This window comes from Lacinutrix iliipiscaria, from assembly GCF_042686125.1.
Taxonomy (GTDB): Bacteria; Bacteroidota; Bacteroidia; order Flavobacteriales; family Flavobacteriaceae; genus Oceanihabitans; species Oceanihabitans iliipiscarium.
The window spans coordinates 1-23,423 of the sequence record NZ_JBHUOV010000007.1 but is presented as its reverse complement, the minus strand read 5'-3'; the positions used below and the strand labels follow the sequence as shown (position 1 = coordinate 23,423).

Genomic DNA, 23,423 nt, shown 5'->3' with positions numbered 1-23,423 from the left:
ATGACACCATTTTTTTCAGTAGTTATTCCCTTATTTAATAAAGAGCACTTTATTGGAAGTACGATTCAAAGTGTCTTATTTCAAACCCATCAAGATTTTGAAATTATTGTAGTTAATGATGGTTCTACAGATGATAGCCTTAAAAAAGTTAAAGCTATAAATGATAAACGAATAACTATTTATACAATTAAAAACCAAGGTGCTTCTCATGCTAGAAATTACGGAGCCTCTAAAGCTAATGCTGATTATATTGCTTTTCTTGATGCAGATGACTACTGGAATTCTGGTTTCTTAAGACATATAAAAAAATTAATTGACAAACACCCTGAAGAAAAGGTTTTTGCGTCTGCTTTAAAAATAAAGAAAAACAAAAAGGAATATAATGCAACTTATAAAAACTTACCTCAGCAAGTTAATGACTGCGTTGTTGATTATTTTGAAACAAGTTTAGATCATTCTATTCTTCATTGCTCAAGTTCCGTTTTTAAAAAGACTGCATTTCTAGATCTAGGAGGTTTTGATGAAAATTTGAAGACTAGTGAAGACACTGATTTTTGGATAAGAACAGGACTAAAACATAAGATCGCTTTTATTATCAAACCATTAGCAACACATAAAGTAGTACGCCATAGCTTATCAAAAACCAATAGAGAACTTTTTAAAGCTATTGATTTTAAAAAATACACCACACAGGTTACTCAAAATACTTTTGCTCAAATTTTTATACAGAAAAACATATTTGCATCTGCTATTAGGTATAAACTTATAGGAGACAAGAAAAATTTATTGACTCTTAAAACTCAATTAGATTCTAAGCTTCTTAGCTTAAAGCAAAAAACACTTCTAGCATTACCTAAAAATGTTCTTTTATTTGTTATTAATTTGAATAATAAAATCTCTTCAAAAAAGAGTTATTTCTAATTCTTAAAGGTCTTAAAATCATTATAATCTCTTATATAATCTGATTCTAAAAACTCAGCTGAAGCTAAGACCAAGCAAACCGAACCAGAAGAAAAATTTTCAAGTTCTCGCCATATTCCAGTAGGAATTAACAAGCCTTTATTGGGCTTATTAAGTGTTATGGTTTGTTTGTTTGCTCCATCATCTAAGACCACATTAAAACTACCACTTAACGCAATTAAAAACTCCAACTGCTCTTTGTGAGCATGTCCTCCTCGATATGCATCGCTTGGCACATCATATAAATAATATACACGCTTTATTTCAAAAGGAATGCAATCTTTTTCGATAACAGATAAATTACCTCGTCTATCTTCTATTTTTGGTATGTCTATGATTTCTATTTTATGCATTTCGTAATTTATACGTTTTGATGGCTTCTTGAACCACACTCCATTTAGAAGCAATTTGGTTTGGTCTGATTAATCCTTTTCTTAATAATGACGCTATTAATTTGGCACTATAAAAATAAGCTAAATTCCCATTTAATTTATAATTTAAAGCGCTTCTAGCACTTATAAATCTATCAGACGAGACTTGATCACTTGAACTGTTTGATTCATGTTCGACAATAAATTCTGGCACAAAATAAGCTTTTAAATCTTTATGGTTGATAACCCTTTTTAAAAAGAGTCTATTCTCTCCATCTTGAAACACACTTCCTAACCCAAAATCTTCATCGAAAGAAATGCCATATTTAATAAGGGATTCTCTTTTAAAAGTGATTTCTATTGATAATACTTTTTTATAAAATGATGTTAACTTAGAAATGGTTTTGGGATAATTACTATAAGGATTTCCTTGAGTTGTAAGGGTTTTAAAAGTGATTAAATCTGCTTCAGGCACCTTTTCATAACTCGATATGATGTTTTGCTGAAAGTTTTTTTGAAAGATAACATCATCATCTGCAATAAGACAAATCCTACCAATGGCTTTTTGAATGGCTAAATTCCGACTTCGACTTAATCCTTTTTCAAAGGTATTAATCACACGAACTTGACTATTATTTGATTCTAACAAACAATCTTCAGTCGTTTGATTGACAACCAAAATAGTGTAATTCCTAATATCATTATACTTAAACATAGCGTATAAGAATTGTAATGAATTTCTATTCATTGTTGCCACAAGAATTTCTAACGGAATGTCTTTTTCTTTAGCCATATTCATATAAACAACTATATTTGAAAAGCAAAGGTATCAAAAACGTGACATCTAATAGATACTGCAATTAAAAAATGAGATGAAAGTACTTTTAGTAGGTGAATTTAGCAGGCTACATAATTCTTTAAAAGAAGGTTTAACTGATTTAGGTCATGAGGTTTTACTTATAGGAACTGGCGATTTATTTAAAAAATATCCTGTAGATATCAATATTGATAGCTCTTTTTTTAACAAACGTATTCCTCTACTTTTCAGGAAAATAATTCTAAGCATAAGTGGTTTTGACATCGCGCAATTAGAAATTTATTTTCGTTTTAAAAAAGCACTACCAAAACTAAAAGATTTTGATGTTGTTCAGCTTATAAATGAAGATGCTTTAGCTATACATCCTAAATTACAAATTCCTTTACTAAAGCAGCTTTTTAAGCAGAATAAATCTTCTTTTTTATTATCCTGCGGAGACGATTACATTAACATTAATCACTACATTAATGAAAAGGAACGTTACTCCATTTTAACGCCTTATTTGAATGATAAAAGTGTAATTAAGAAATATAATTATTCGCTAAAATATATTAGTAAGTCATATAAAATGTTACATGATTTCATATATGAAAACATAAAAGGCGTCATCGCTTCAGACATAGACTACCACATTCCTCTAAAACATCATGAAGCATATTTGGGCCTGATTGCAAATCCGATTAACACTAAAAACATCGTATTCAATCCTATAAAAATTGAAGATAAAATTCATATTTTTCATGGTATTAATTCTATATCATCTATACGAAAAGGAAGCACTATTATTGAAGAGGCTTTAAAGAGTCTTCAGCAAAAGTATGCTTCAAAAATCAACATTAAAACGACTCACAGCTTACCTTACGAAGAGTACATCAAAGTGTATGACAATGCACATATTATCATGGATCAAGTTTATGGTTATGATCAAGGATATAATGCTCTAGAAGCCATGGCTAAAGGAAAAGTGGTGTTTACTGGAGCTGAACAAGAATGGCTAGACTACTACCATTTAGAAGCAGATACTGTTGCTATTAATGCTTTACCTGATGCTGAGCATATTGCAAAAAAATTAGAATGGCTGATTTTAAATCCTGAACATATTGAGACCATCTCTAAAAATGCCAGAGCTTTTATTGAAAAAGAGCATGACTATATTACAATTTCGAAAAAGTATGTAGCGATTTGGTCTTCTAGAAGTTAAGCTAATTGCTGAATGACCTTAGCTGGGATTCCAGCAATAACAACATTTTCGGGAAAACTTTTAGTCACTACAGAACTTGCAGCAACAACCGTATTTTTCCCAATAGTTACCCCTTTTAAAATTGTTACATTATTACCAATAAAAACATTTTCTTCAATAACTACGTCTTCAGGGTTAGGATCTGTAGCGGCTCTATTTTTTGGGTTTAAGTCGTGAAAATTACTATCTGTTATGGTACAGTTAAAGCCAATTAAAACATTATTCCCAACGACTATTTTCTTCTCTGAAATAACAGAAAAAGAATTATTGATATTAATATTTTCTCCAAACTCAATATAAGAATCTGGTGTTCTGGCTTCGATATAGGCATAAGAATTATAAAAATGAGGTGAATTAATAACTCCAAATGAAACTTGTTTTCCGAAGCGTATTTTTCCTTTGCCTCTAACAACTACAGGCTGATGAGACTGGAAAGTCCCTTCTGTATTATTGTTGTTTGAAAAGTTAGAATAAAGTAACTTTTTAAAAAAGAAAAATATTTTAATTATTATCTTCATAATCTTGAGGTATCACTCCAAAAAGGGAATTACTGAAAATTAATAAAATTACGCCATAATGAACAGCATAAGTTACAAAATGTGCAATTGTAGCTCCTTTTACGCCATAAATATCAATAAAATAAATACTTGTTAAATACATAAGTATTACAGAAAATGCTTCAGTTATAATATAATGCCAAAACATATTTTTTGCTATAAATTGATAGGCTATAACTATAGACAACACCTTTATAAAATCACCTGCCAATTGCCATAAGAACAAGTCTTCAACAGGTTTAAATTCACTTGTAGAAAATATCAGTATAATAAAAGGTCTAAGAAAATAAATAGCAAGCAATCCTAAACCAAAAACAGGAATAATGGTTTTATAAAATCCAAAAACTTCTTTTCTAAACTCTCTAACATTATCAATTTCTGATAAGCGCGGCAGAATATATAAGGTTAGTAAAGAGGTGACAAACATTAAATAATATTTTGATATTCTAGTCATTAATTCCCAAAAACCTGCAGCTTGATGACTTACATTATCAATAATATAGCTCCGAATTTCAATAGAAACTAAAGGCAATACCATTGCAGAAAATAAGGCCATTAAAGAATACGTGCTCAATTTTTTGATTGATGAAAACCTGACATTCTTCACCTGAATTAACGACACCAAACTACGCTGATTCGCAATACCAACAACCGTTATTAAGAAGATTAAAGACTCGGCAATAACAACAGCAATAAGTGCGCCTTCAATATTATTTATCCATATTAAAAAAACAGTAACTAATGTGCCTAGTAATTGACCTATAATGTTTATGATGAGTAAAATTCTATATTTAGAAAATCCATTTAGAATAGAAAAAGAAAACATATTTAATGCGTAAAATGGCATTGCTATAGCTAATATTTTAATCACATAAGCATAGTCATTAAACGGAGGGAATAAATAATCATTTATTTCTTGTGCATAAAAATAACACAGTAGTGATATCGTAAAACTTGAAATAAATCCTAAGTAAAAAACAGTAGAAATTGTATTGCTAAGCTCTTTAACATTGTCTTTAAACTCTGCGATATACTTAACAACACCATTGTATAGCCCTAAAATTGAAAAGGATTGAGCAAAACGCAGAAAATCACGTAATTGACCTACCAAAGCCATCCCTTCAGCGCCAATAAAATAAGCAATAGCCTTAGACGTTAAAAAACCTGAAACAATTCTAGTTATTACAGCAGCCGAATTTAATGAGGCAACTTTAATTAAAACATTAGAATTTATATAATCTATTAATTTCTTCAATTAATATAAATTTATAGTATTAATGATTTTGGTGACTTCTTTTTCGTTCATTACAGGACTTATTGGCAAACTCACTATTGTTTTATGAATGTGTTCTGTAATAGGCAAATTTAATGATGCGTAGTCTTTCAAGGCGTCTTGCTGATGCGGAGCGATAGGATAATGTATTAAGGTTTCTATTTGATTCTCTTTTAAATAGTTAATGAAACCTTCTCGATCTTCAACTAAAACAACAAAAAGGTGAAAAATATGATCTAATGCATTATTATAAAACGGAAGCTTTACTTTTTCGTTATTCAATTCAGAAAGATAACGCTTTGCAATGTATCGTCTTATGGTGTTATCCTCATCAAGTTTTTTAAGTTTTATATTTAAAAAAACGGCTTGTATTTCATCTAGTCTGTTATTAAATCCTATGAGTTCATTAACGTACTTTTTTGAAGCACCATAATTTCTTAATTTCTTTATAGTTTCGGCAAGCACATCATTGTTAGTTGTTACTGCACCTCCATCGCCTAATGCACCAAGATTTTTACTAGGATAAAAACTAAATGCAGCAACATCACTTAAATTACCTGCTTTTTTTCCATTTTCATTAATGGCACCATGTGCTTGTGCTGCATCTTCAATAACCAATAGGTTATGTTTTTTAGCAATCGTATTAATGGCTTTCATATTTGCTAATTGGCCATATAAATGCACTGCTAAAATCGCTTTAGTGTTTGGCGTGATATGCTTTTCAATTTCTAATGTAGAGATATTATACGTTTCTTTATCTGGCTCGACAAAAACAGGTGTTAATCCATTATGAATAACAGGCAGTATACTTGCTATATATGTGTTAGCTGGCACAATAACTTCGTCATTTTCTTTTAGTTTGCCAAGCACTTTATAGGCTTTAAAAATTAAAATTAGAGCATCTAAGCCATTGCTAATTCCTATACAATGTTTTGTACCGCAATACTTAGCATAATTAGACTCGAACAAAGCGACTTGGTCGCCTAAAATATAATGCCCAGATTTTAAAAACTTTTTAAATTGTTCTTGAAACTGAACTTCAAATCGTGCATTTATTTTATGTAAATCTAGAAATTTTATCATTTAAAAATAGTGTCTAATTTAAAATGATTTTTTGTTTGTATTGAATAACTTTCTTGAGGCATAACACGTGCTCCAAAACTTTCTTTCCAATAAGCTAAGCCTTTATCAATTTTTAAGCTTTTATCTGTTGATGAGCTTCCAAAACTAATATATTTTTTATGGTGATATTTTTGAATTATAAAATGAAAAAGCGCGTCTAACGAACCATTTTCAGTACGCTTTTCTGTCCCTGAACTGTATTGAAAATGCACCACATTATCAGTAACAAACAAAACAGCGCCAGCCAACACTTCATTACCTGACTTAGCTGAATAAAATTTTATATGCTCAGGAAATTTTGTCATCAAATATTTAATTTCTTCAATAGTGTGTACTGGTTTAACATCAAATTTTGCTGCTAAGTTTTGCTCTAAAACATGCTTCCAAAAAAATGCTATTTCATCATTAGCAATAACTACACCTTCTTTTTCAGAAATTTTAATCGCTCTTTTTCTATTCCTATTTGGCTGATAGCTTGACACATCTTCAAGCACAAAATAGCTATCAAAACCTGTCTGATTAGCATCCAACGCAGAAAGGACATAACTTATTTCATCACTTAACGTTTTGTGATAAATAAAAGGTAATTTTTTAAGATGTAGCACTTCTATACTTTCAGCTTGAAGATAGATTAATAAAGCTTTAAAAACTTCAATATAACTCTCAAACCTTAATTTATCGTTAATGAGCAATCCACCATAACTCAAACCTTGATGAGAATAAATCATTTTTCCATCGCGATTTCCAGGAAGCAGAGCTACTAGTTTTTCATCGCTATAAATCATTAATGAATAATCATCAAATCGATCTTGATGATACTCCATAAAATCTCTATAAAATAAGAATGTTGCATTTTTAGATGAAGCTACAAAGCTGTCCCAAAGCGCTTTATTATCAGAATTATATTTTTGAACTAAATAAATAGTGTGTCGTATTTTTATTATAGGTTGAAAATACTAATTTTATTGGTAAAGTCTTTAAGAATTATTTAGAAAAGGCATTAAAAACAACTTCGCCTTTTTCATTAATGAGTTCATAAACACCATAAGGTGCTCCAGTTTCAATGACTGAATAACTTTTATCGTCTTGTAGGTGGTCTAAATATGTCTCGTCTTCACTTAAATATGAAAACAACACTCGAAATAGATTAACATTCGATTTTAGCTTGTCATCAAATGCTGGCGCTTCTCCTGGCCATTTTATCGCTAAGGCTGAAGTAAAAATAGTATAAACCAAATCACGTTCTGTTTGTTTCTCTTTGCATTGAAGCGTATAATCTAAACCTACAAAACCACCATGATCTGCAACAATAACAATTAAACTATTTTTATCTAAACGTTCTATTCTTGTTACTAAATCTGTAAGCCATTCATTAGAAGCTTCAAGTGCTTCAAGGTAATTCATCCGTTCTTGAGTTTTTCCTTTAGAACCTGCTTTGCTATTCGCGACATGACCTGGACTTATTTTTTCTATAAAGAAGAAATTAGTACTCGATGTATTATTCTTTATCGCTTGTTCAACATCTAAAGTCACCTGTTTATCAACCTCAAAACCTCTTGACTGATAAGACACTTCGCTATAATCGATATTACAATAATCATATTCTATTTTTGGTCTATTGACTAACAAATACGATTTTTCTAAAATCAAAAACGTCTTGTAATCATTCTTTTTTAGGATAGAAATTACAGGATTTTTTCCAACGATAATGTCTCGTGAATTATAGAGTTCGTTTGTTCCTGGTTTCGGATTATTATACTGATGATGTTTCATCGCAAACATCGAAGTATTAGAACTTAAGGTCGAATTGTAATTGCTTCTAAAGTCATCATATAGCTTGAAGTTTTTGTCTGATAAAAAGGATTCGAACACAGAATTATCAAAATTATAGGTGTCGTTTTTTAATTCAGAAAAATTCGCGTAACCATCAGGTTGAATCACATAAATATTGGGTTTCTTTTTAAAAAGCGCTTCTTCAATATCATCTGGTTGTTCCATCCACACACTAGAATAGGTAATATGTCGATGAAAATCTGGAATCAATTTCACAAAAACTAAAGCTGAAAGTATAAACTGAAAAACAATAATTTTATTGATCTGTTTTCTAAGTAAAATAGCTAAAATAAAAGCAACTATAATAGCTATTATTATGACTTTTATATCGTGTCCATATGTACTAATCACAATAAGGAAAGCAAACACACTTAAATTTAAAACAGGAATAATATAAGTGAGGTATTTATTAAAACACCTCAGCTTTTTTAGTCCATTATAACATATATAAAAGACAACTGCTGGTAAGATTAAATAGATAAAAACAAAGTAAAAAAACTGAGTCCAAGAATTTACTAGAGTAAAGTTTTTGTTGTAATAATAAACCAAAGGATATAAGCCAGAAGCAAAGGCTGCTAAAATTGGCCTATTCTTTTTGCTATCAATAAAAGCAATGACTTTAAGTCTTAAATTATTTAGCATTTTATATTACTTTTTTTCAAAAACTACTTTACCGTTTTCATCTATCGCTTTATATACTCCAAAAGGGGCTTTCTTGCGAATCGCTAAATAGCTTGCATCCTCTTCTAAGTGATTAAGATATGAAGTATCATTAGATAAATAACTAAAAAGTGTTCTAAACAAATTTACTGAGGTCTTAATTTCTCCAGAATACATGTCATCTTCAGGCCACTTTATAGCCAAAGCTGAAGCAAAAACAGACTTTACTAAATCTGGATCATCTTGTTTAATTTTCGCCTCATAAATACTGTTCATACCTACAAATCCACCATGATCTGCAACAATAACAATCAAACAATTCTTGTCTTTATTCGTAATTGTTTTTATTATTTTTTTTAGCCATTGATTGGCTTTTTCTAAATTATCTAAGTACGCCGTTCTTTCCTTTTCTTTACCTAAATTGTTAAATCGAGATTGGGCAATATGTCCAGGTAATATTTTTTCAATAAAATAAAAATGACTTGAGTTTGTCTGATTTTCAATAGCCTTTTCTAAATCAGAAATGACATCTCTTTTTATCTCAAAGCCTTTAGATAAATACGAAACTTCATCAATAGCAATATTAGAATCGTTATACTTTAATTTTGGTTTATTAGAAATAAGATACTCACTTTCTAAAATTAAATGTGTTGCATAGCCATTCCTTTTAAAAATATCAACCACTAAGTTATCTCCAGCAATAACACCTCTTGTAAACAAAGGTTCAACATTACTGTATTTCGCATTATTATAATAATGATGTTTCATTGCAAACATTGAAGCATTTGAGGATAAAGTAGAAAAATAATTACTTCTAAAATCATCGTATAATGTAAACTGATTTGCTGCTAAAAAGCCTTCAAATTCACTATTATTAAACGCATAATGCCCTTTTTTTAATTCTGAAAAATTGGCGTATCCATCAGGTTGAATAATATAAATATTTGGCGTTTTTATGAGTTTCACATTTTCAATCGCATCAGGTTGTTGCATCCATTTAGTGGAGGAAGTTAAGCTCTCATATACATTTGGAGCAACCCAGAACAAAGCTACAAAAGCCATGAAGTACTGAAAAACCACTAATTTCTTAATATGTTTATGCAATACGATTCCAAATAAAATAGCACCAGCAACACAACTTAATACTTTAAGAGTGTTTAAACCCGAAGTTGCAATCAGTATAAATACAGAAAAACAAAAGACATTTAATATAGCAATAAGACGATTTCTATATGGCTTTAAAAAACTAACCTTATTGAATACTAGTCTCAAAAGGATAAGAGAAATATAAGGCAGCGCAATAAATAGAAAAACAAAAAAAGCTAAATGTTTAAATGAATTCGCATGACCATAGTTAGATGCGTAATAATATAAAATTGGATAAAGACCTGAAGCTATTAAAGCAATTAAAGGGTATTCTTTATTACTTTTTATAAAATTTAAAATAAACATTCTTAACTTATCAAACATTTTTAGTTTTAAGTAAATACATCACACGCTCGCTATTTTGAATCTCTTTTTTCTCTACTATTTCAAAACAATTCGTGTAAGCTTTTTCAAAATGATTAATAGTATAAAAATCAAAATGATCTTTAAAATCGACTTTACTATTTAACAAGCGTTGCACCCAAGAATCATTTCGTTTAGGAAACTCGATAACTAAAAACTTAGAGAATGATGCAAAGAATTTTGCAGACATATCAAAGGTAACGTTTCCAGATAATGACATGTGATGAATAACAGCCAAAGCCAAAGTAACATCTGGAGCAAAGTCTTTAACTCTATTTATAAAAGAATCGCGTTCTCTATTTTGAAATCCTATCGCAGGTGAAGGGTTTAACACATCTAAAACAAAAGGTGTCATAAAAGATTCCTTTTGTTCTTTAACTGTTTTATAATTAAAGTCGACAGCATTATTATCGATATCACAAACTAAAGCATGGTTAGGTTGGCTGTTAATTTTTCTAACAAAAGTGCCATCATTTCCACCAACATCTATTAACGTTTTAGCCTTAATGGTTTCAAGCCATGAATTAATAATATGTGACTTTTGAACAAAGGCATCATCACTATAATTGGTTTTGTTATAATAATTTCCCCATTCACTTTGCTCTTTCAAAGTCAGTTTTTTAATATAATTATATAAACTTTCAATAATATTTAATTGTCCCTTTTTTGATAATGAAGACACTTTAGATTCGCCTTTATAATCTTCATTATGCTTATCTTCAAACTTCGCTAAAAGGTGAATATTTGAATACAAAAACGGATTCATTTTTGATTTAAAGGGCAGCATTGAAGACAGCATTTTTATAGGAATTCCATCAATAAAATTACTCATCATTTTAAGCGATTGTGCACCATGGTAATGTGCTAATACTAATGGTCCTAAAAAATGAGTAATGAATTGTTTGTATGCTCTCCAAGGTGAGTTTTCTTGATAAAAATCAAAAGATAATGTATCTATAAAAATAGCTTTACCTTCATAGAAGGTGACATTAAAAGCTGTAGCATCTTTAAGAGAAAAACCTTTTTCTACACAGTATTTTTGAAGCTTTAGCGTTAATAAAGCAGCTTCCTTATACATATTAAAACTCCATTCGTAAGGATAAGTAATAAACGGAATAGGCTCAGGTTGAATAACAATCTTGTTTTCAGTTTGAGATAATTCAGTATGTGGAATTAAAAGCTTGTTTTTAAACAGACTCTCAAAAAAACCAGAAGAATTTAAAGCATTATATTGTTTAAAATAAATAGGAAGAATAGCTCGTTTTATAATCCCTTCATCTGTAAAAATATAACCTGAAGGATCTCTAAAAGAAGAAGCATGCTTACTGTTATCTGACACTAGCTATTTTTGTTTTCTATATCTTGATCTTTAATTTCAATATCATCAAATAAATCGTCTTCATTAGTTTTTCCAAAACCAAAAAACGCCTTTATTTTAAACATCAACCCTTTAGAAAATAGCACAACACCAGCGACTACAGCAACAATTGCTTGCACTATCATCGCTCCTAAACCTGGATCAAAGTATAAAAAATGCATATTAAAATTTTTGTAAATATAATAAACTTAGTTGCTTTAAAGCATTAAATAACATAAGTTAATACATATTTATAGCGAGATGACTCATTGACTCCAATAGAATCCCGCAGGAACTTAAAATGTATTAAATACTCTTATTACGCTTACGCTCTACTTCAGTCAATAAAATTTTACGCAAACGCAAATGGTTAGGAGTAACTTCAACATATTCATCTTTTTGAATATACTCTAAAGCTTCCTCTAAACTAAATTTAATTGCAGGTACAATTTTAGCTTTATCATCTGCTCCAGAAGAACGTACATTACTTAATTTTTTGGTTTTGGTCACATTTACAACCATATCATCACCACGAGAATTTTCGCCAATCACTTGACCTTCATAAATATCTTCTCCTGGATCTACAAAAAACTTACCTCTATCTTGTAGTTTATCTATAGAATAAGGAATGGCTTGTCCTTTTTCCATAGACACTAAAGAGCCATTTTGACGCTCAGGAATACCTCCTTTTATAGGCTGATATTCTTTAAACCTATGAGCCATTATTGCTTCTCCTGCCGTTGCAGTAAGTAATTGATTACGCAAACCTATAATCCCTCTTGAAGGCACTATAAATTCACAAACCATACGTTCGCCTTTAGCTTGCATACTTAACATTTCTCCTTTACGCATCGTTACCATTTCTATAGCTTTACCTGAAACATGTTCTGGTAAATCAATAGTCATTTCTTCAACAGGCTCACATTTTACACCATCAATTTCTTTAATAATAACTTGTGGTTGACCGATTTGAAGCTCATAACCTTCACGACGCATGGTTTCTATTAAAACCGATAAGTGCAATACACCACGACCAAAAACCAAGAACTTATCTGCACTATCTGTATCATTAACTCGTAATGCTAAGTTTTTCTCTAATTCTTTAGTTAAACGGTCTTTAATATGACGAGAGGTGACAAATTTACCATCTTTACCAAAGAAAGGCGAATCGTTAATCGTAAACAACATACTCATTGTTGGTTCGTCAATAGCGATAGTTTTTAAACCTTCAGGTGTTTCCCAATCGGCAACAGTATCCCCAATTTCGAAACCTTCAAGACCTACGATAGCACAAATATCTCCTGTTTGCACTTCATCAACTTTCTTGCGTCCTAAACCTTCAAAAACATGAAGTTCTTTAATTTTAGATTTTACTATGCTTTTGTCTCTTTTAACTAAAGAGATGTTTTGTCCAACTTTTAAAGCGCCACGAGTTAAACGTCCTATTGCAATTCGTCCTGTAAAAGATGAAAAGTCTAAAGATGTAATTAACATTTGAGTGGTTCCTTCTTCAATTTTTGGCGCTGGAATATGTTCAATAACCATATCTAATAATGGTTCTATATTATCAGTTTCATTTTGCCAATCGTCGCTCATCCAATTGTTCTTTGCCGAACCATATACTGTTGGGAAATCTAATTGCCATTCTTCAGCACCAAGTTCAAACATTAAGTCAAAAACTTTTTCATGAACTTCATCAGGCGTACAATTTTCTTTATCAACTTTATTAATAACGACACAAGGTTTTAAACCTAAATCAATTGCTTTTTGTAATACAAAACGCGTTTGAGGCATTGGACCTTCAAAAGCATCTACTAATAACAACACTCCATCTGCCATATTAAGCACACGCTCTACTTCTCCACCAAAATCGGCGTGACCAGGTGTATCAATAATATTAATTTTCGTGTCTTTATAGATTACTGAAACGTTTTTAGAGGTAATTGTAATTCCGCGTTCACGCTCTAAATCATTGTTATCAAGAATTAAATCTCCTGTATTTTCGTTTTCACGAAACAATTGACAATGGTACATAATTTTATCAACCAAAGTTGTTTTACCATGATCTACGTGTGCAATGATTGCAATGTTTTTAATATTAGCCATAATTGATGCCTTATTTTAAGCGTGCAAAGATACATTAAATTCCTTTGAAAAAAGGAATCTTATAAAGTATTTACAAAACCCTTAAAACAACTTGATATTCAACAAATTAACATTATAAGAATACTTAACCTTTTATTTCGAAATGTATTCATATTTACAGCATAAAAACACTCTCCTTTTTTAGTTAATTAAATGTTATAGTTAAAAATACATACAATTTTTCTTACTATTTTTCGTTTAAATAATTGATACACTTACTAATCAACCCAAACCGAATTATCAATTTTTATCAATCTTAAAAAAGAAAAATCATGAGCCTCATTAGTAAGTATTCAAAGTTTATCCCTTATCTATATTATCTTGCCATAATTGTATATTGGTTTACAGATATAAACCAAAATAATGGCATAACCGCTTATCCTATTTTATTATTTAGCATTCCATTTTTGTGGCAAATCTTTAAGCCTAATCAGAAACTTAATTTCACTTTAGGAATTACTTTTGTATGCTTATCATCATATATGATTTTAGCCTATCTGTCTGATTTACTAAACATTACATCATTTTCAAATTCCGCAAAATATGTTGCTTTTTATGGTGGATTATTTGTTTCAGCTAACTTTTTTATGGCATTATGGATTATTAGAAATAGTATAAAAAGAAGCTTTTAATTTGATTACCTTTGTGACTTAAATTTTTAAGTCCATGAAGCTTCAAGATATTCCAAAAATAAAACACACACATTCTAATAACTTCTTCCTTTTATCAGGACCTTGTGCTATTGAAAGTGAAGATATGGCTTTTCGTATTGCAGAAAAAGTTGTAACTATTACTAATAAACTAGAAATCCCTTACATTTTTAAAGGAAGCTTTAAAAAAGCAAATCGAAGTCGAATTGATAGTTTTACAGGCATTGGAGATGAAAAAGCTTTACAAATACTGAAAAAGGTTTCAGAAACTTTCGATGTCCCAACAGTTACAGATATTCATGAAGTTAGTGATGCAAAACTTGCCGCTCAATATGTTGATGTTTTACAAATTCCTGCTTTCTTAGTACGACAAACCGACTTGGTTGTAGCTGCAGCAAAAACAGGCAAAGTAGTAAATTTAAAGAAAGGACAATTTATGAGTCCTGAAGCCATGAAGCATGCCGTTCAAAAAGTAAAAGATTCTGGAAGCGATAAAGCATGGATTACAGACAGAGGAACAATGTTTGGCTACCAAGATATGATTGTCGATTTTCGCGGCATTCCTACCATGCGCCAATATGCGCCTACAATTCTAGATGTCACACATTCATTACAACAACCTAACCAAAGCGTTGGCGTTACAGGTGGACGACCTGATATGATTGAAACAATTGCTAGAGCTGGGATTGTAAATAATGTAGATGGCTTATTTATTGAAACCCATTTTGACCCAGCAAACGCAAAGAGTGATGGTGCTAATATGTTGCATTTAGATAATTTAGAAGCACTACTGTCTAATTTAGTTGCCATCAGAAAAACGGTACAGTCGTTATAACCAATCCATTTCCAACTTACTTTTTCATTCTATGAATTTTACTTTTACTAAGTATCTAGGAATACTTATCATTCCTTTTTTAAGCATTAATGCTCATGCCCAAAAAAAAGACTCTATAAACTATACGACTTCTCAAAAAGGTAAATTCTTCATCAGTTGGGGAGGAAATAGAGAATCCTTTTCAAAATCTGACATCCATTTTAAAGGTGATGATTACAACTTCACCATTAAAGATGCTAGAGCACATGATAAACCTAAAGGCTGGCATATTGATTATATAAATCCAGCTCGAATGACCATTCCGCAAACGAATTTAAAAATCGGTTACTTTTTAACAGATCATTATACTGTTTCTTTAGGTATAGATCACATGAAATATGTCATGAACAACAATGATTATCGCACTATTGATGGCTATATTGATTTACCTGCTTCTGAAGAAGGAAGTGTTTACAATGGCGATTATAACAATGAAGAATTTCTAGTCTCTGATGATTTTTTACTCTTTGAACACACGAATGGATTAAATTATGTGTACTTACAAGTTAATAGATTTGATGATATTTCTTCCCTTTTTAAAATAAGTAACACCGATAAAATTCAAATTAATATTACCGAAGGGCTCGGAGCTGGTGTTTTATATCCTAAAACAAATACCACTTTACTTTTAAAAGAAAGGTATGACGAATTTCATGTCTCAGGCTATGGTGTTTCTGTTAATGCTGGTCTAAACTTCACCTTCTTTAAACACTTTTTTATGCAGCTAGATTTAAAAGGTGGATTTATAAATATGCCAGACATAAGAACTACAAGTAACAGCAATGAAAGTGCTTCACAACATTTCTTTTATCTACAGCGAGTTATTTCTTTTGGTGGTATTTTCAGGATCTAAGAATTAAATAAACCATGCTTTTTTACTGTGACTCAAAACATGAGATGCTTCATGCAATAACGCTATAAAATTTTCATGATCTAAATCTTCTAAGTTTTTAAGTTGAATTGATCTTACTTGTTTGCGTTTATTGTCATTTCTCAAAATAGGAAACTTCTTTTCTAATAGAATCCCTTGAACAAAACACACATCAACATAGTCTTTCCCTTTTAAAATATTTAAGTAAACCATAGGTTTATTATGACAATTATAAAACGGAATCTTATAACTAAACTTCTCTTCTGCTTCTGGCAAAGTATTCAAAATCAATCCTCGTACATATAACATAATAGATTGATATGGTTCCTTCTGATTTATAAAGTACTCATCGACTGGCTTCATCGCTATATATAGAATTGAATTTCATTTTCAAACTTAACAAAAATTTATGATGCATGTTTCAAAATAATTTATTTACTTTGTATTTCAAAGTACTTTAATATGGATTCAAAAGATTATCTAAAAGACATTAGTGAAATTAAAGATTTAATGAATAAATCTTCTCGCTTTATTTCACTTAGTGGTTTATCAGGAATATTGGCTGGAGTTTATGCGCTTGTAGGCGCAGCTTGTGCCTATTGGCTTGTTATAAATTATAGCCAAGGAAAATTATTACTTGATGGATGGGTTTTTAGAACCTGTTTACTCATTTTAGCATTAGTTGCTGTTTTAAGTATTGCTAGTGCTATTTTTTTAACCACAAGAAAAGCAAAAAAGAATAATGAAAAAATATGGGACAGCTCTTCTAGACGATTAATTCTTAATTTTTTAATTCCTCTTGTTGTTGGTGGCATATATATTCTTATCATTCTTGGACAACAAAAATATGGACAAACTGGAGCTTTAATGCTCATATTTTATGGACTAGCTTTAGTTAATGCTTCTAAATACAGTATTGGAGATATTCGTTATTTAGGTTTTATAGAAATATTTTTAGGCTTAATTTGTGCGTGGTTACCAGGTTATGGATTTTGGATTTGGGTTCTAGGATTTGGCATCATGCATATCATTTATGGAACCATGATGTATATTAAATACGATAAAATTTAACCTCTCATTGAATTATTATATAAGATGACTCAAAATAAAAGATTAACTGTTATTGCTTTTACAACTTTACTCCTATTGGTAGTGCCTTTATTGGCTATGCAATTTACAAATGAAGTACACTGGACCATTTTTGATTTTTTAATTGCAGGCCTATTATTATTTGGAACTGGCTTTACATTAGATTTTATTATAAGGAAAGTAAACAAAAAAGTAAACCGAATAGTACTGTTTATTGTTACTATAGCAATACTTTTGCTCATTTGGTTAGAACTTGCAGTTGGCATTTTTGAAACCCCTTTAGCAGGAAGTTAAATAATGAGTATAATTAATAACATAAATAAAGCATTCGATCATCGTATAAGATTAGGTATCATGTCTATTCTTATGGTTAATGAGTATGCCGATTTTAATATGTTAAAAGAATTACTTGAGGTGACAGATGGCAATTTAGCAAGCCATACTAAAGCATTAGAAAATGCTGAATACATTTCAGTAGAGAAACAATTTATTGGTCGAAAACCAAACACACGTTACGCAACCACTAAACTCGGACGAGCTGCGTTTAAAAAACACATTGAAGCACTAGAAAAATTAATACATAAGCAATAATACTATTTTTTTATAATTCTACTTTGTATTTCAAAGTACTTTAAAATCACACATCATGGCACACACACAAAAGCAAAACACAAACAAATTCGGCAATTGGATAAGAACATCTATAACAGCCAGAATGTTAATGATAGGATTTTTAACCATAGTACTACTCGTCCCTCTATCATTTATAGAAAGTCTTATTACCGAACGTGCTTCCAGGCAACAAAACGTAGTAAATGAAATTAATGAAAAATGGGGAAAGGAAGTGCTAATCTATGGTCCTGCTTTAAAAATTCCTTACAAAATATTTCAACAAAAAATGGTCACAGATAAAGTGACAAAAAAAGTAGTTTATGAAACTATTGAAGATATAAACTATGCTTATTTCTTTCCGAAAGAATTAGATATTAAGGGCACCATAAAACCTGAAAAAAAATCTTATGGCATATATACTACTGCTGTTTATCAAAGTCATATGGATGTCTCTGGCACTTTCACAAAACCAGATTTTAGCGATTTAGAGGTAAAAGACGAACACATCCTTTGGGATAAATCTAAAATCATCATTCAAACCTCAAACCTTAAAGGTGTAAATAACCAAGTTGCAATAAACTTAAATCAAAATCAATACGATTTTGAATCTAAATATAATGGCTCTAACCACCATAATACAAATCAGGTAGCATTACATACTTTAGAAAGCAAACACCTTCAAATAAAAGATCTACCTAAAGACAAAACAGTAGCTTTTAATATGAATCTAAACATCAACGGAAGTAAACAAATACGCTTTATTCCTATTGGCAAAGAAACTAAAGCCGAAATCTCTTCTAACTGGAAAACCGCAAACTTTTTTGGCCAATTTCTACCTTATAATGACGACAAAATTAACGATAATGGCTTTCATGCCAAATGGAAGGTTTTAGATATTAACAGACCTTTCTCGCAACAGTACTTCAATTATTTGCCAGACTTAAAAGACTTTGCTTTTGGTGTGAATTTTATGATTCCTGTCGATGAGTATCAAAAAAGTGAACGCTCTGCTAAATACGGATTCTTAGTCATCGGATTAACCTTCTTAATTTTTTTCCTCATTCAAACCATGAGTAAAATTAATATACATCCTTTTCAATACCTCATGATTGGCTTAGCACTTACTATGTTTTACACCTTGCTCGTTTCTATTTCAGAACACAGCAATTTCTTAAAAGCTTACTTAATTGCTGGCACTTCTGTTATTGTGCTCATTACACTCTATTCAAAATCTATTCTCAAAACACTTAAGTTTCCTTTATTTATTGGTCTTTCATTAACCGCTTTATATACTTTTATCTATGTCATCATTCAATTAGAAAACTATGCCTTACTTGTTGGCAGCATTGGTTTATTCTTAATTTTAACTAGTGTCATGTACGTGTCTCGAAAAATAGATTGGTCAAACGGATAAGTCTTGGTTGTTCTATTTGGGCGTTTCCCTCCTACGCTTAAAGCTTCGGAGGGTCGCGCTTTCACTACTCGCTTTTTTGAAATTCCAAAAAGAGCTCAAACAAACCGTTCAATCGCTAACGCAAATAATACGTCAAAAATGAAATTTAAGTTCAATAAAAATAGTCTCTTAGTTGCTGCAATCTTAGGCCTCACAGAAATCGCTATTGCAACCTTTTTAAAAACAGGTTTTATTCGCCATACATTTGGAGATTATCTTGTTGTTATTTTGCTCTACTACAGTTTTAAATCGTTTATAAAAACAAAGCCTATATATTTAGCAAGTGTAGTTTTAACCATTGCTTTTATTATAGAATTCTTACAGCTGGTTAATCTATTAAATTACTTAAATCTTCAAAATAGCACCTTAGCAAAACTCGTGTTAGGAAGCACCTTTCAAATAGGCGATTTAATAGCTTATAAACTCGGAGTCTTCTCAATACTTATTTATGAATATAAAATAAAACAACATGATGAATTTAAAATCCGTAATTGTTAGCCAATATAGAATCATTTCACTACTCACTGCTTCCATGTTTTTGAGTGTTTTTCTGTTAATGATCCGAATGAAAATCACCCATAGTTTTACTTATATTTTCTTAATCTGGAACTTGTTCTTAGCAGTCATTCCTTATGCCATAACAATGACTTTAAAAAGCAAAAGACATTTAAATTCTTATGCACTAAGTTTTTGGTGTTGCGTTTGGTTACTCTTTTTACCAAATGCACCATACATTATAACCGATTTGTTACACTTAAGCAACATCAATAACAGCATGCTTTGGTTAGATGTATTATTGTTAACCTCTTTTGCATACAATGGTCTAATTGTATTCTTTTTATCTGTTTTTGATATGCAAATTTTAATCGCCTCTCGATTATCAAAAAACAAAACACGTTACTTTATAAATATCGTTTTTATGCTCACTGGATTTGGAGTTTACTTGGGTCGCTTTTTACGTTATAATTCCTGGGATATTTTACAACAGCCTTTAGCTTTATTAGAAGATATTAGCATAATGATACTCCAACCAAGAGCTCATATTGAAATCTGGCTTTTTACATTTTGCTTTGGCAGCTTCTTAATGCTTAGCTTTTGGCTATTTAAAGCTTTTAAAAGAATAGAATAAATTAGTCCTCTCTATTTTTTTCTTGAATTTTCTTCACAATAGAAGCGGCTAAATTTCTTGGCATAACCCTTGGCAATGTGGCTAAAAATTTATTAAACCCTCCAGGAATAGCAACAGGTTTTCCTTTTAGCATAGCTTTATAACCATACGCAGCGACTTCTTTTGCTGAAGCCATATTAAAGGTAATCTTGTTCTCTTTAGTATCTTCTGAAACGGTTTCTTGAAACGCGGTTTTGGTTGGCCCAGGACATAAAGCGGTTACTGTAACACCTGTTCCTTTAAGTTCACACGCAATCGCCTCAGAAAAAGATAACATATAACCTTTTGAGGCATAATATATAGACATTAATGGTCCTGGCTGAAAAGCAGCTAAAGACGACATGTTTAAAATTTGTCCAGAACCTCTTTGAATCATACCTTTAAGGACTAATTTAGTTAAATGAGTCGTCGTCATAATATGCACATGTAACATGGCAGATTCACGCTCCCAATTGGTCTCAGCAAAATTGCCAAATAATCCAAAACCAGCATTGTTGATTAATACATCTATTTGCGGATTTCCCAAATCATCTATAATGTTTTGAGCAATATTAGGCAGGCTTAAATCTTTAGCCAGTGTTATAACTTCTACTTTAAAATCTCCTTCTAACTCCGATTTAACCTTAGCTAAATTTTCTGCATTAATGTCAACTAAGATTAATTTATAGCCATCTTTAGCTAAAAGAAGTGCCATTTCGAAACCTAATCCTGATGCTGCGCCTGTTACTAATGCCGTTTTAGTCATAATACCTTGAGAAGTGCTTGAGAAGTTTTTATTTTCCATTTACATAGTCTTGTAAATAAGAAAATCGTTCAGTCAGTTTATTATTTTCAGTAATCTTAGCACGTTTTAGGATGCCTCGTTCGTCGTTATTAAAAAACGCAGGAATAACATGCTCTAAAAACATGTCGCCAAAACCTTCACTAGCATCTTTTGGAAGCTCACAAGGCAAATTATCTACAGCCATCACAGTAATCGCGTTTGGTGCATCATAAGCAACTTCGCTTTCGGTTTGGGCGTCATAACCATAAAAAGGGTCTGCAATGGTCGAAGCTCTTAAAGTAGAAGCCACAGGACCATCAACATCACAGGATATATCTGCTATCAAATTAATATTAAAATCTGTTGACTTAGCATCTTCTCGTGTGAATAAATAAGGTGCGTTATTTCCATAAAAATGTCCAGCTATAAAAAAGTCGCTTTCTTTAGCATAAGGCATAAAATTACTTTCATAACCAGTAGGATCTTTATAAAACGCCCACTTGTCACCTACTTTACCATCTTTACGTTTATTATATTCCATGACATCTGCCATAACGTAAACTGGCTCTGAAAACTTTGAGGTTAAATAAAGTGCATCTCCAACCTCCTTTATCTTTAAATGGTCCAGAATTTCTTTAGCGCCTTGAGCTACTTTTCCTGTTCCTGTGAGTAGTATTTTAATATTTGGTAAGGTAATTTTATCTAATTCTGCTTTAACTTCATTTAAATCGGTAAGCGTTTCTACTTTTGGCAAATTAAATAAACCGTCACGCAAACCTAAAGCTCTAAAGCCATTATAGGCACCAACCAAACCAGCATAGCGTCCGAAACCAATAAGTCGTGCGCCACTTTTTTTAACTATCGTTTCGTGGTCGAACATTTCAATATTCTTATCGAGCATAGCTAAAAGTAACTTTCTATTATAAGGTTGCTTTTTTATGGTATGCGAAAAATAAAAGTATTTTTTATTTGGAATGAGGTAATCGATAGGCACTTCTTTAACACCAATCATAACATCACAGTCTGACACATCATTAGTCACTGTAAATCCGAGTGCTTTATATGCACTATCTGGAAATACACGAATATCGCTAGACTCTACAACAAACTCAGCTTGAGGAAATTTTTCTCTAGCTTCTGCTAATTTTTCTGGAGAGAATACCACGCGTCGATCTGGTGGATTCTTACGTTCTTTTATAATGGCGAATTTCATACGGATTAGATTGGAATAATTTTTGCACGAAAATAAGCGTAAATGTGAGGTTATACAAACTTTTTGATAACTTTGCAGACTGCGTTAAGGATTGAGGCTTTGTTGAAGCTCTTTTTTGTTTTCTCAAAAAAAGCGACTGCCGAAAGCCTGACCTGAAAGGGAACGCCCAAATTATCATTTTAAAACATGGGGTCGACTGGTTTTGACAGCGAGATTAATGAAATGGTAAGCACGTCGTGTAATGGCATTGAAACACGTAAAAGGCTAGACCAAATTTTAAACGGCGAGAATAACTACGCTTTAGCTGCGTAATCTGAATTTTAGTAAGATTATGCCTCGTCCTACTAGGTAGGAAGGCTAAATGTCTCCTGAAAGCCTTGGTTAATGGCGTTCTATTTGAGGCATCGTAAAAGTTAACCAAGATAGTGTAGCGCTTTGATGCATTGTCAAGATTAAGAAGCTAAGTAGTAAGTGGGTTGTCTTTTACCAGCTTACTATCTAAAACCTAAGAATAGAATAAACGTGTAGAAAGCTCTTTGGTTACTTGTTTGGACGAGAGTTCGATTCTCTCCGACTCCACAATTAAGCGTAAAAAGCTCAATAAAGTAAACTTATTGAGCTTTTTTTTATGTTGTTAACTCAAGTAAAATAGATAATACTATGCATTTCATCGTATTTTTTTGCATTTTATAGATGTTTTTTAAAATATTATTTTATATTAGCGCCATAAAATAAATTAAAACCTTTCATTCTTAACCCAAATCTGATGAAAAAAATTACTTTAATCCTATCATTAATTTTAGCTTGTATCGTTAATATTAATGCTCAAAACGCCGAAAAGTTAAAAGCCGAAAAGTACATTTCTACTCAAGGTGAATTAACCTTT

At 31.1% G+C, this 23,423-nt stretch carries 25 protein-coding genes and 1 other RNA gene; 12 read left to right on the top strand and 14 right to left on the bottom strand.

Annotated elements, in window-relative coordinates:
• The gene (locus tag ACFS5M_RS10590; RefSeq protein WP_183488819.1) at positions 1 to 921 is read left to right on the top strand and encodes a glycosyltransferase family 2 protein; all 921 of its coding nucleotides are present in this window, start codon (positions 1 to 3) and stop codon (positions 919 to 921) included.
• On the opposite strand, the gene ACFS5M_RS10585 is transcribed toward ACFS5M_RS10590, so the two are convergent.
• Positions 918 to 1,313: a sugar 3,4-ketoisomerase gene (locus tag ACFS5M_RS10585; protein ID WP_183488822.1), complete on the bottom strand. Its 396-nt coding sequence runs from the start codon at positions 1,311 to 1,313 to the stop codon at positions 918 to 920. The genes ACFS5M_RS10590 and ACFS5M_RS10585 overlap by 4 nt on opposite strands.
• Positions 1,306 to 2,124 (bottom strand): glycosyltransferase family 2 protein, encoded by an 819-nt coding sequence (locus tag ACFS5M_RS10580; protein ID WP_379898806.1) that lies wholly within the window; start codon positions 2,122 to 2,124, stop codon positions 1,306 to 1,308. Before ACFS5M_RS10580 ends, ACFS5M_RS10585 begins: the two co-directional genes overlap by 8 nt.
• 79 nt (positions 2,125 to 2,203) lie before the next feature.
• Between ACFS5M_RS10580 and ACFS5M_RS10575 the strand changes: the two genes are divergently transcribed.
• The gene (locus ACFS5M_RS10575) at positions 2,204 to 3,349 is read left to right on the top strand and encodes a glycosyltransferase (RefSeq protein WP_183488827.1); all 1,146 of its coding nucleotides are present in this window, start codon (positions 2,204 to 2,206) and stop codon (positions 3,347 to 3,349) included.
• Here the strand turns inward: ACFS5M_RS10575 and ACFS5M_RS10570 are convergent.
• The 9 genes from ACFS5M_RS10570 to typA form a co-directional block, all read right to left on the bottom strand.
• Entirely contained in the window at positions 3,346 to 3,906 is a 561-nt protein-coding gene (locus tag ACFS5M_RS10570; protein WP_183488830.1) for an acyltransferase, read from the bottom strand. The genes ACFS5M_RS10575 and ACFS5M_RS10570 overlap by 4 nt on opposite strands.
• On the bottom strand, positions 3,890 to 5,200 hold the full coding sequence (locus tag ACFS5M_RS10565; protein ID WP_183488833.1) for an O-antigen translocase: 1,311 nt from the start codon (positions 5,198 to 5,200) through the stop codon (positions 3,890 to 3,892). Before ACFS5M_RS10565 ends, ACFS5M_RS10570 begins: the two co-directional genes overlap by 17 nt.
• Positions 5,201 to 6,301 carry a DegT/DnrJ/EryC1/StrS family aminotransferase gene (locus tag ACFS5M_RS10560; protein WP_183488836.1) on the bottom strand — a complete coding sequence of 367 codons (1,101 nt, stop codon included), beginning with the start codon at positions 6,299 to 6,301 and terminating at the stop codon, positions 5,201 to 5,203.
• Positions 6,298 to 7,164 (bottom strand): GNAT family N-acetyltransferase, encoded by an 867-nt coding sequence (locus tag ACFS5M_RS10555; RefSeq protein ID WP_183488839.1) that lies wholly within the window; start codon positions 7,162 to 7,164, stop codon positions 6,298 to 6,300. The genes ACFS5M_RS10560 and ACFS5M_RS10555 overlap by 4 nt, the downstream gene beginning before the upstream one ends.
• A 160-nt stretch (positions 7,165 to 7,324) precedes the next feature.
• Positions 7,325 to 8,815, bottom strand: a complete 1,491-nt coding sequence (locus ACFS5M_RS10550; protein ID WP_183488842.1) for a sulfatase-like hydrolase/transferase — start codon at positions 8,813 to 8,815, stop codon at positions 7,325 to 7,327.
• A 6-nt stretch (positions 8,816 to 8,821) separates the two neighbouring features.
• Positions 8,822 to 10,303 carry a sulfatase-like hydrolase/transferase gene (locus ACFS5M_RS10545; RefSeq protein ID WP_183488845.1) on the bottom strand — a complete coding sequence of 494 codons (1,482 nt, stop codon included), beginning with the start codon at positions 10,301 to 10,303 and terminating at the stop codon, positions 8,822 to 8,824.
• Entirely contained in the window at positions 10,296 to 11,681 is a 1,386-nt protein-coding gene (locus ACFS5M_RS10540; RefSeq protein WP_183488848.1) for a class I SAM-dependent methyltransferase, read from the bottom strand. Before ACFS5M_RS10540 ends, ACFS5M_RS10545 begins: the two co-directional genes overlap by 8 nt.
• Positions 11,681 to 11,881, bottom strand: coding sequence for a hypothetical protein (locus ACFS5M_RS10535; protein WP_183488850.1), 201 nt, complete (start codon positions 11,879 to 11,881; stop codon positions 11,681 to 11,683). Before ACFS5M_RS10535 ends, ACFS5M_RS10540 begins: the two co-directional genes overlap by 1 nt.
• Before the next feature lie 124 nt (positions 11,882 to 12,005).
• Positions 12,006 to 13,805, bottom strand: coding sequence for a translational GTPase TypA (gene typA / locus ACFS5M_RS10530; protein WP_183488853.1), 1,800 nt, complete (start codon positions 13,803 to 13,805; stop codon positions 12,006 to 12,008).
• A gap of 311 nt (positions 13,806 to 14,116) precedes the next feature.
• Between typA and ACFS5M_RS10525 the strand changes: the two genes are divergently transcribed.
• From ACFS5M_RS10525 to ACFS5M_RS10515, 3 genes are read left to right on the top strand one after another with little or no spacing between them, the layout of a single operon-like run.
• Entirely contained in the window at positions 14,117 to 14,476 is a 360-nt protein-coding gene (locus ACFS5M_RS10525) for a hypothetical protein (protein ID WP_183488855.1), read from the top strand.
• A 34-nt stretch (positions 14,477 to 14,510) separates the two neighbouring features.
• Positions 14,511 to 15,329, top strand: coding sequence for a 3-deoxy-8-phosphooctulonate synthase (kdsA, locus tag ACFS5M_RS10520; RefSeq protein WP_183488858.1), 819 nt, complete (start codon positions 14,511 to 14,513; stop codon positions 15,327 to 15,329).
• 31 nt (positions 15,330 to 15,360) lie between these two features.
• Positions 15,361 to 16,221 (top strand): hypothetical protein, encoded by an 861-nt coding sequence (locus ACFS5M_RS10515; protein WP_183488861.1) that lies wholly within the window; start codon positions 15,361 to 15,363, stop codon positions 16,219 to 16,221.
• Positions 16,222 to 16,224: 3 nt separating this feature from the next.
• On the opposite strand, the gene ACFS5M_RS10510 is transcribed toward ACFS5M_RS10515, so the two are convergent.
• Positions 16,225 to 16,602 carry a DUF1801 domain-containing protein gene (locus ACFS5M_RS10510; protein ID WP_183488864.1) on the bottom strand — a complete coding sequence of 126 codons (378 nt, stop codon included), beginning with the start codon at positions 16,600 to 16,602 and terminating at the stop codon, positions 16,225 to 16,227.
• Positions 16,603 to 16,701: 99 nt separating this feature from the next.
• On the opposite strand from ACFS5M_RS10510, the gene ACFS5M_RS10505 reads away from it, so the two are divergent.
• From ACFS5M_RS10505 to ACFS5M_RS10480, 6 genes are all read left to right on the top strand, one after another.
• A complete protein-coding gene (locus ACFS5M_RS10505) occupies positions 16,702 to 17,310 on the top strand; it encodes a hypothetical protein (protein ID WP_183488867.1) in 609 nt (202 codons plus the stop codon).
• Positions 17,311 to 17,334: 24 nt separating this feature from the next.
• Positions 17,335 to 17,622, top strand: coding sequence for a hypothetical protein (locus ACFS5M_RS10500; RefSeq protein ID WP_183488870.1), 288 nt, complete (start codon positions 17,335 to 17,337; stop codon positions 17,620 to 17,622).
• Between the two features lie 3 nt (positions 17,623 to 17,625).
• Positions 17,626 to 17,919: a winged helix-turn-helix domain-containing protein gene (locus ACFS5M_RS10495; protein ID WP_183488873.1), complete on the top strand. Its 294-nt coding sequence runs from the start codon at positions 17,626 to 17,628 to the stop codon at positions 17,917 to 17,919.
• Positions 17,920 to 17,974: 55 nt separating this feature from the next.
• Positions 17,975 to 19,354, top strand: coding sequence for a cell envelope integrity protein CreD (creD, locus tag ACFS5M_RS10490; protein WP_183488876.1), 1,380 nt, complete (start codon positions 17,975 to 17,977; stop codon positions 19,352 to 19,354).
• 138 nt (positions 19,355 to 19,492) lie between these two features.
• On the top strand, positions 19,493 to 19,891 hold the full coding sequence (locus tag ACFS5M_RS10485; protein ID WP_183488879.1) for a ribosomal maturation YjgA family protein: 399 nt from the start codon (positions 19,493 to 19,495) through the stop codon (positions 19,889 to 19,891).
• A 67-nt stretch (positions 19,892 to 19,958) separates the two neighbouring features.
• On the top strand, positions 19,959 to 20,522 hold the full coding sequence (locus tag ACFS5M_RS10480) for a DUF1361 domain-containing protein (protein ID WP_183488882.1): 564 nt from the start codon (positions 19,959 to 19,961) through the stop codon (positions 20,520 to 20,522).
• Position 20,523: 1 nt separating this feature from the next.
• On the opposite strand, the gene ACFS5M_RS10475 is transcribed toward ACFS5M_RS10480, so the two are convergent.
• Positions 20,524 to 21,345: an SDR family NAD(P)-dependent oxidoreductase gene (locus ACFS5M_RS10475; RefSeq protein WP_379898794.1), complete on the bottom strand. Its 822-nt coding sequence runs from the start codon at positions 21,343 to 21,345 to the stop codon at positions 20,524 to 20,526.
• Positions 21,335 to 22,537: an NAD(P)-dependent oxidoreductase gene (locus tag ACFS5M_RS10470; protein ID WP_183488885.1), complete on the bottom strand. Its 1,203-nt coding sequence runs from the start codon at positions 22,535 to 22,537 to the stop codon at positions 21,335 to 21,337. The genes ACFS5M_RS10475 and ACFS5M_RS10470 overlap by 11 nt, the downstream gene beginning before the upstream one ends.
• Positions 22,538 to 22,725: 188 nt before the next feature.
• Here ACFS5M_RS10470 and ssrA point away from each other — a divergent pair.
• Positions 22,726 to 23,119: a transfer-messenger RNA gene (gene ssrA / locus ACFS5M_RS10465) on the top strand.
• Positions 23,120 to 23,423: the final 304 nt, after the last annotated feature.

Coding starts and splice junctions, on each gene's coding strand:
- ACFS5M_RS10590 (WP_183488819.1), top strand. CDS start 1: ATGACACCATTTTTTTCAGTAGTTATTCCCTTATTTAATAAAGAGCAC.
- ACFS5M_RS10585 (WP_183488822.1), bottom strand. CDS start 1,313: ATGCATAAAATAGAAATCATAGACATACCAAAAATAGAAGATAGACGA.
- ACFS5M_RS10580 (WP_379898806.1), bottom strand. CDS start 2,124: ATGGCTAAAGAAAAAGACATTCCGTTAGAAATTCTTGTGGCAACAATG.
- ACFS5M_RS10575 (WP_183488827.1), top strand. CDS start 2,204: ATGAAAGTACTTTTAGTAGGTGAATTTAGCAGGCTACATAATTCTTTA.
- ACFS5M_RS10570 (WP_183488830.1), bottom strand. CDS start 3,906: ATGAAGATAATAATTAAAATATTTTTCTTTTTTAAAAAGTTACTTTAT.
- ACFS5M_RS10560 (WP_183488836.1), bottom strand. CDS start 6,301: ATGATAAAATTTCTAGATTTACATAAAATAAATGCACGATTTGAAGTT.
- ACFS5M_RS10555 (WP_183488839.1), bottom strand. CDS start 7,164: ATGGAGTATCATCAAGATCGATTTGATGATTATTCATTAATGATTTAT.
- ACFS5M_RS10550 (WP_183488842.1), bottom strand. CDS start 8,815: ATGCTAAATAATTTAAGACTTAAAGTCATTGCTTTTATTGATAGCAAA.
- ACFS5M_RS10545 (WP_183488845.1), bottom strand. CDS start 10,303: ATGTTTGATAAGTTAAGAATGTTTATTTTAAATTTTATAAAAAGTAAT.
- ACFS5M_RS10535 (WP_183488850.1), bottom strand. CDS start 11,881: ATGCATTTTTTATACTTTGATCCAGGTTTAGGAGCGATGATAGTGCAA.
- typA (WP_183488853.1), bottom strand. CDS start 13,805: ATGGCTAATATTAAAAACATTGCAATCATTGCACACGTAGATCATGGT.
- ACFS5M_RS10525 (WP_183488855.1), top strand. CDS start 14,117: ATGAGCCTCATTAGTAAGTATTCAAAGTTTATCCCTTATCTATATTAT.
- kdsA (WP_183488858.1), top strand. CDS start 14,511: ATGAAGCTTCAAGATATTCCAAAAATAAAACACACACATTCTAATAAC.
- ACFS5M_RS10515 (WP_183488861.1), top strand. CDS start 15,361: ATGAATTTTACTTTTACTAAGTATCTAGGAATACTTATCATTCCTTTT.
- ACFS5M_RS10510 (WP_183488864.1), bottom strand. CDS start 16,602: ATGAAGCCAGTCGATGAGTACTTTATAAATCAGAAGGAACCATATCAA.
- ACFS5M_RS10505 (WP_183488867.1), top strand. CDS start 16,702: ATGGATTCAAAAGATTATCTAAAAGACATTAGTGAAATTAAAGATTTA.
- ACFS5M_RS10500 (WP_183488870.1), top strand. CDS start 17,335: ATGACTCAAAATAAAAGATTAACTGTTATTGCTTTTACAACTTTACTC.
- ACFS5M_RS10495 (WP_183488873.1), top strand. CDS start 17,626: ATGAGTATAATTAATAACATAAATAAAGCATTCGATCATCGTATAAGA.
- creD (WP_183488876.1), top strand. CDS start 17,975: ATGGCACACACACAAAAGCAAAACACAAACAAATTCGGCAATTGGATA.
- ACFS5M_RS10485 (WP_183488879.1), top strand. CDS start 19,493: ATGAAATTTAAGTTCAATAAAAATAGTCTCTTAGTTGCTGCAATCTTA.
- ACFS5M_RS10480 (WP_183488882.1), top strand. CDS start 19,959: ATGAAAATCACCCATAGTTTTACTTATATTTTCTTAATCTGGAACTTG.
- ACFS5M_RS10475 (WP_379898794.1), bottom strand. CDS start 21,345: ATGGAAAATAAAAACTTCTCAAGCACTTCTCAAGGTATTATGACTAAA.
- ACFS5M_RS10470 (WP_183488885.1), bottom strand. CDS start 22,537: ATGAAATTCGCCATTATAAAAGAACGTAAGAATCCACCAGATCGACGC.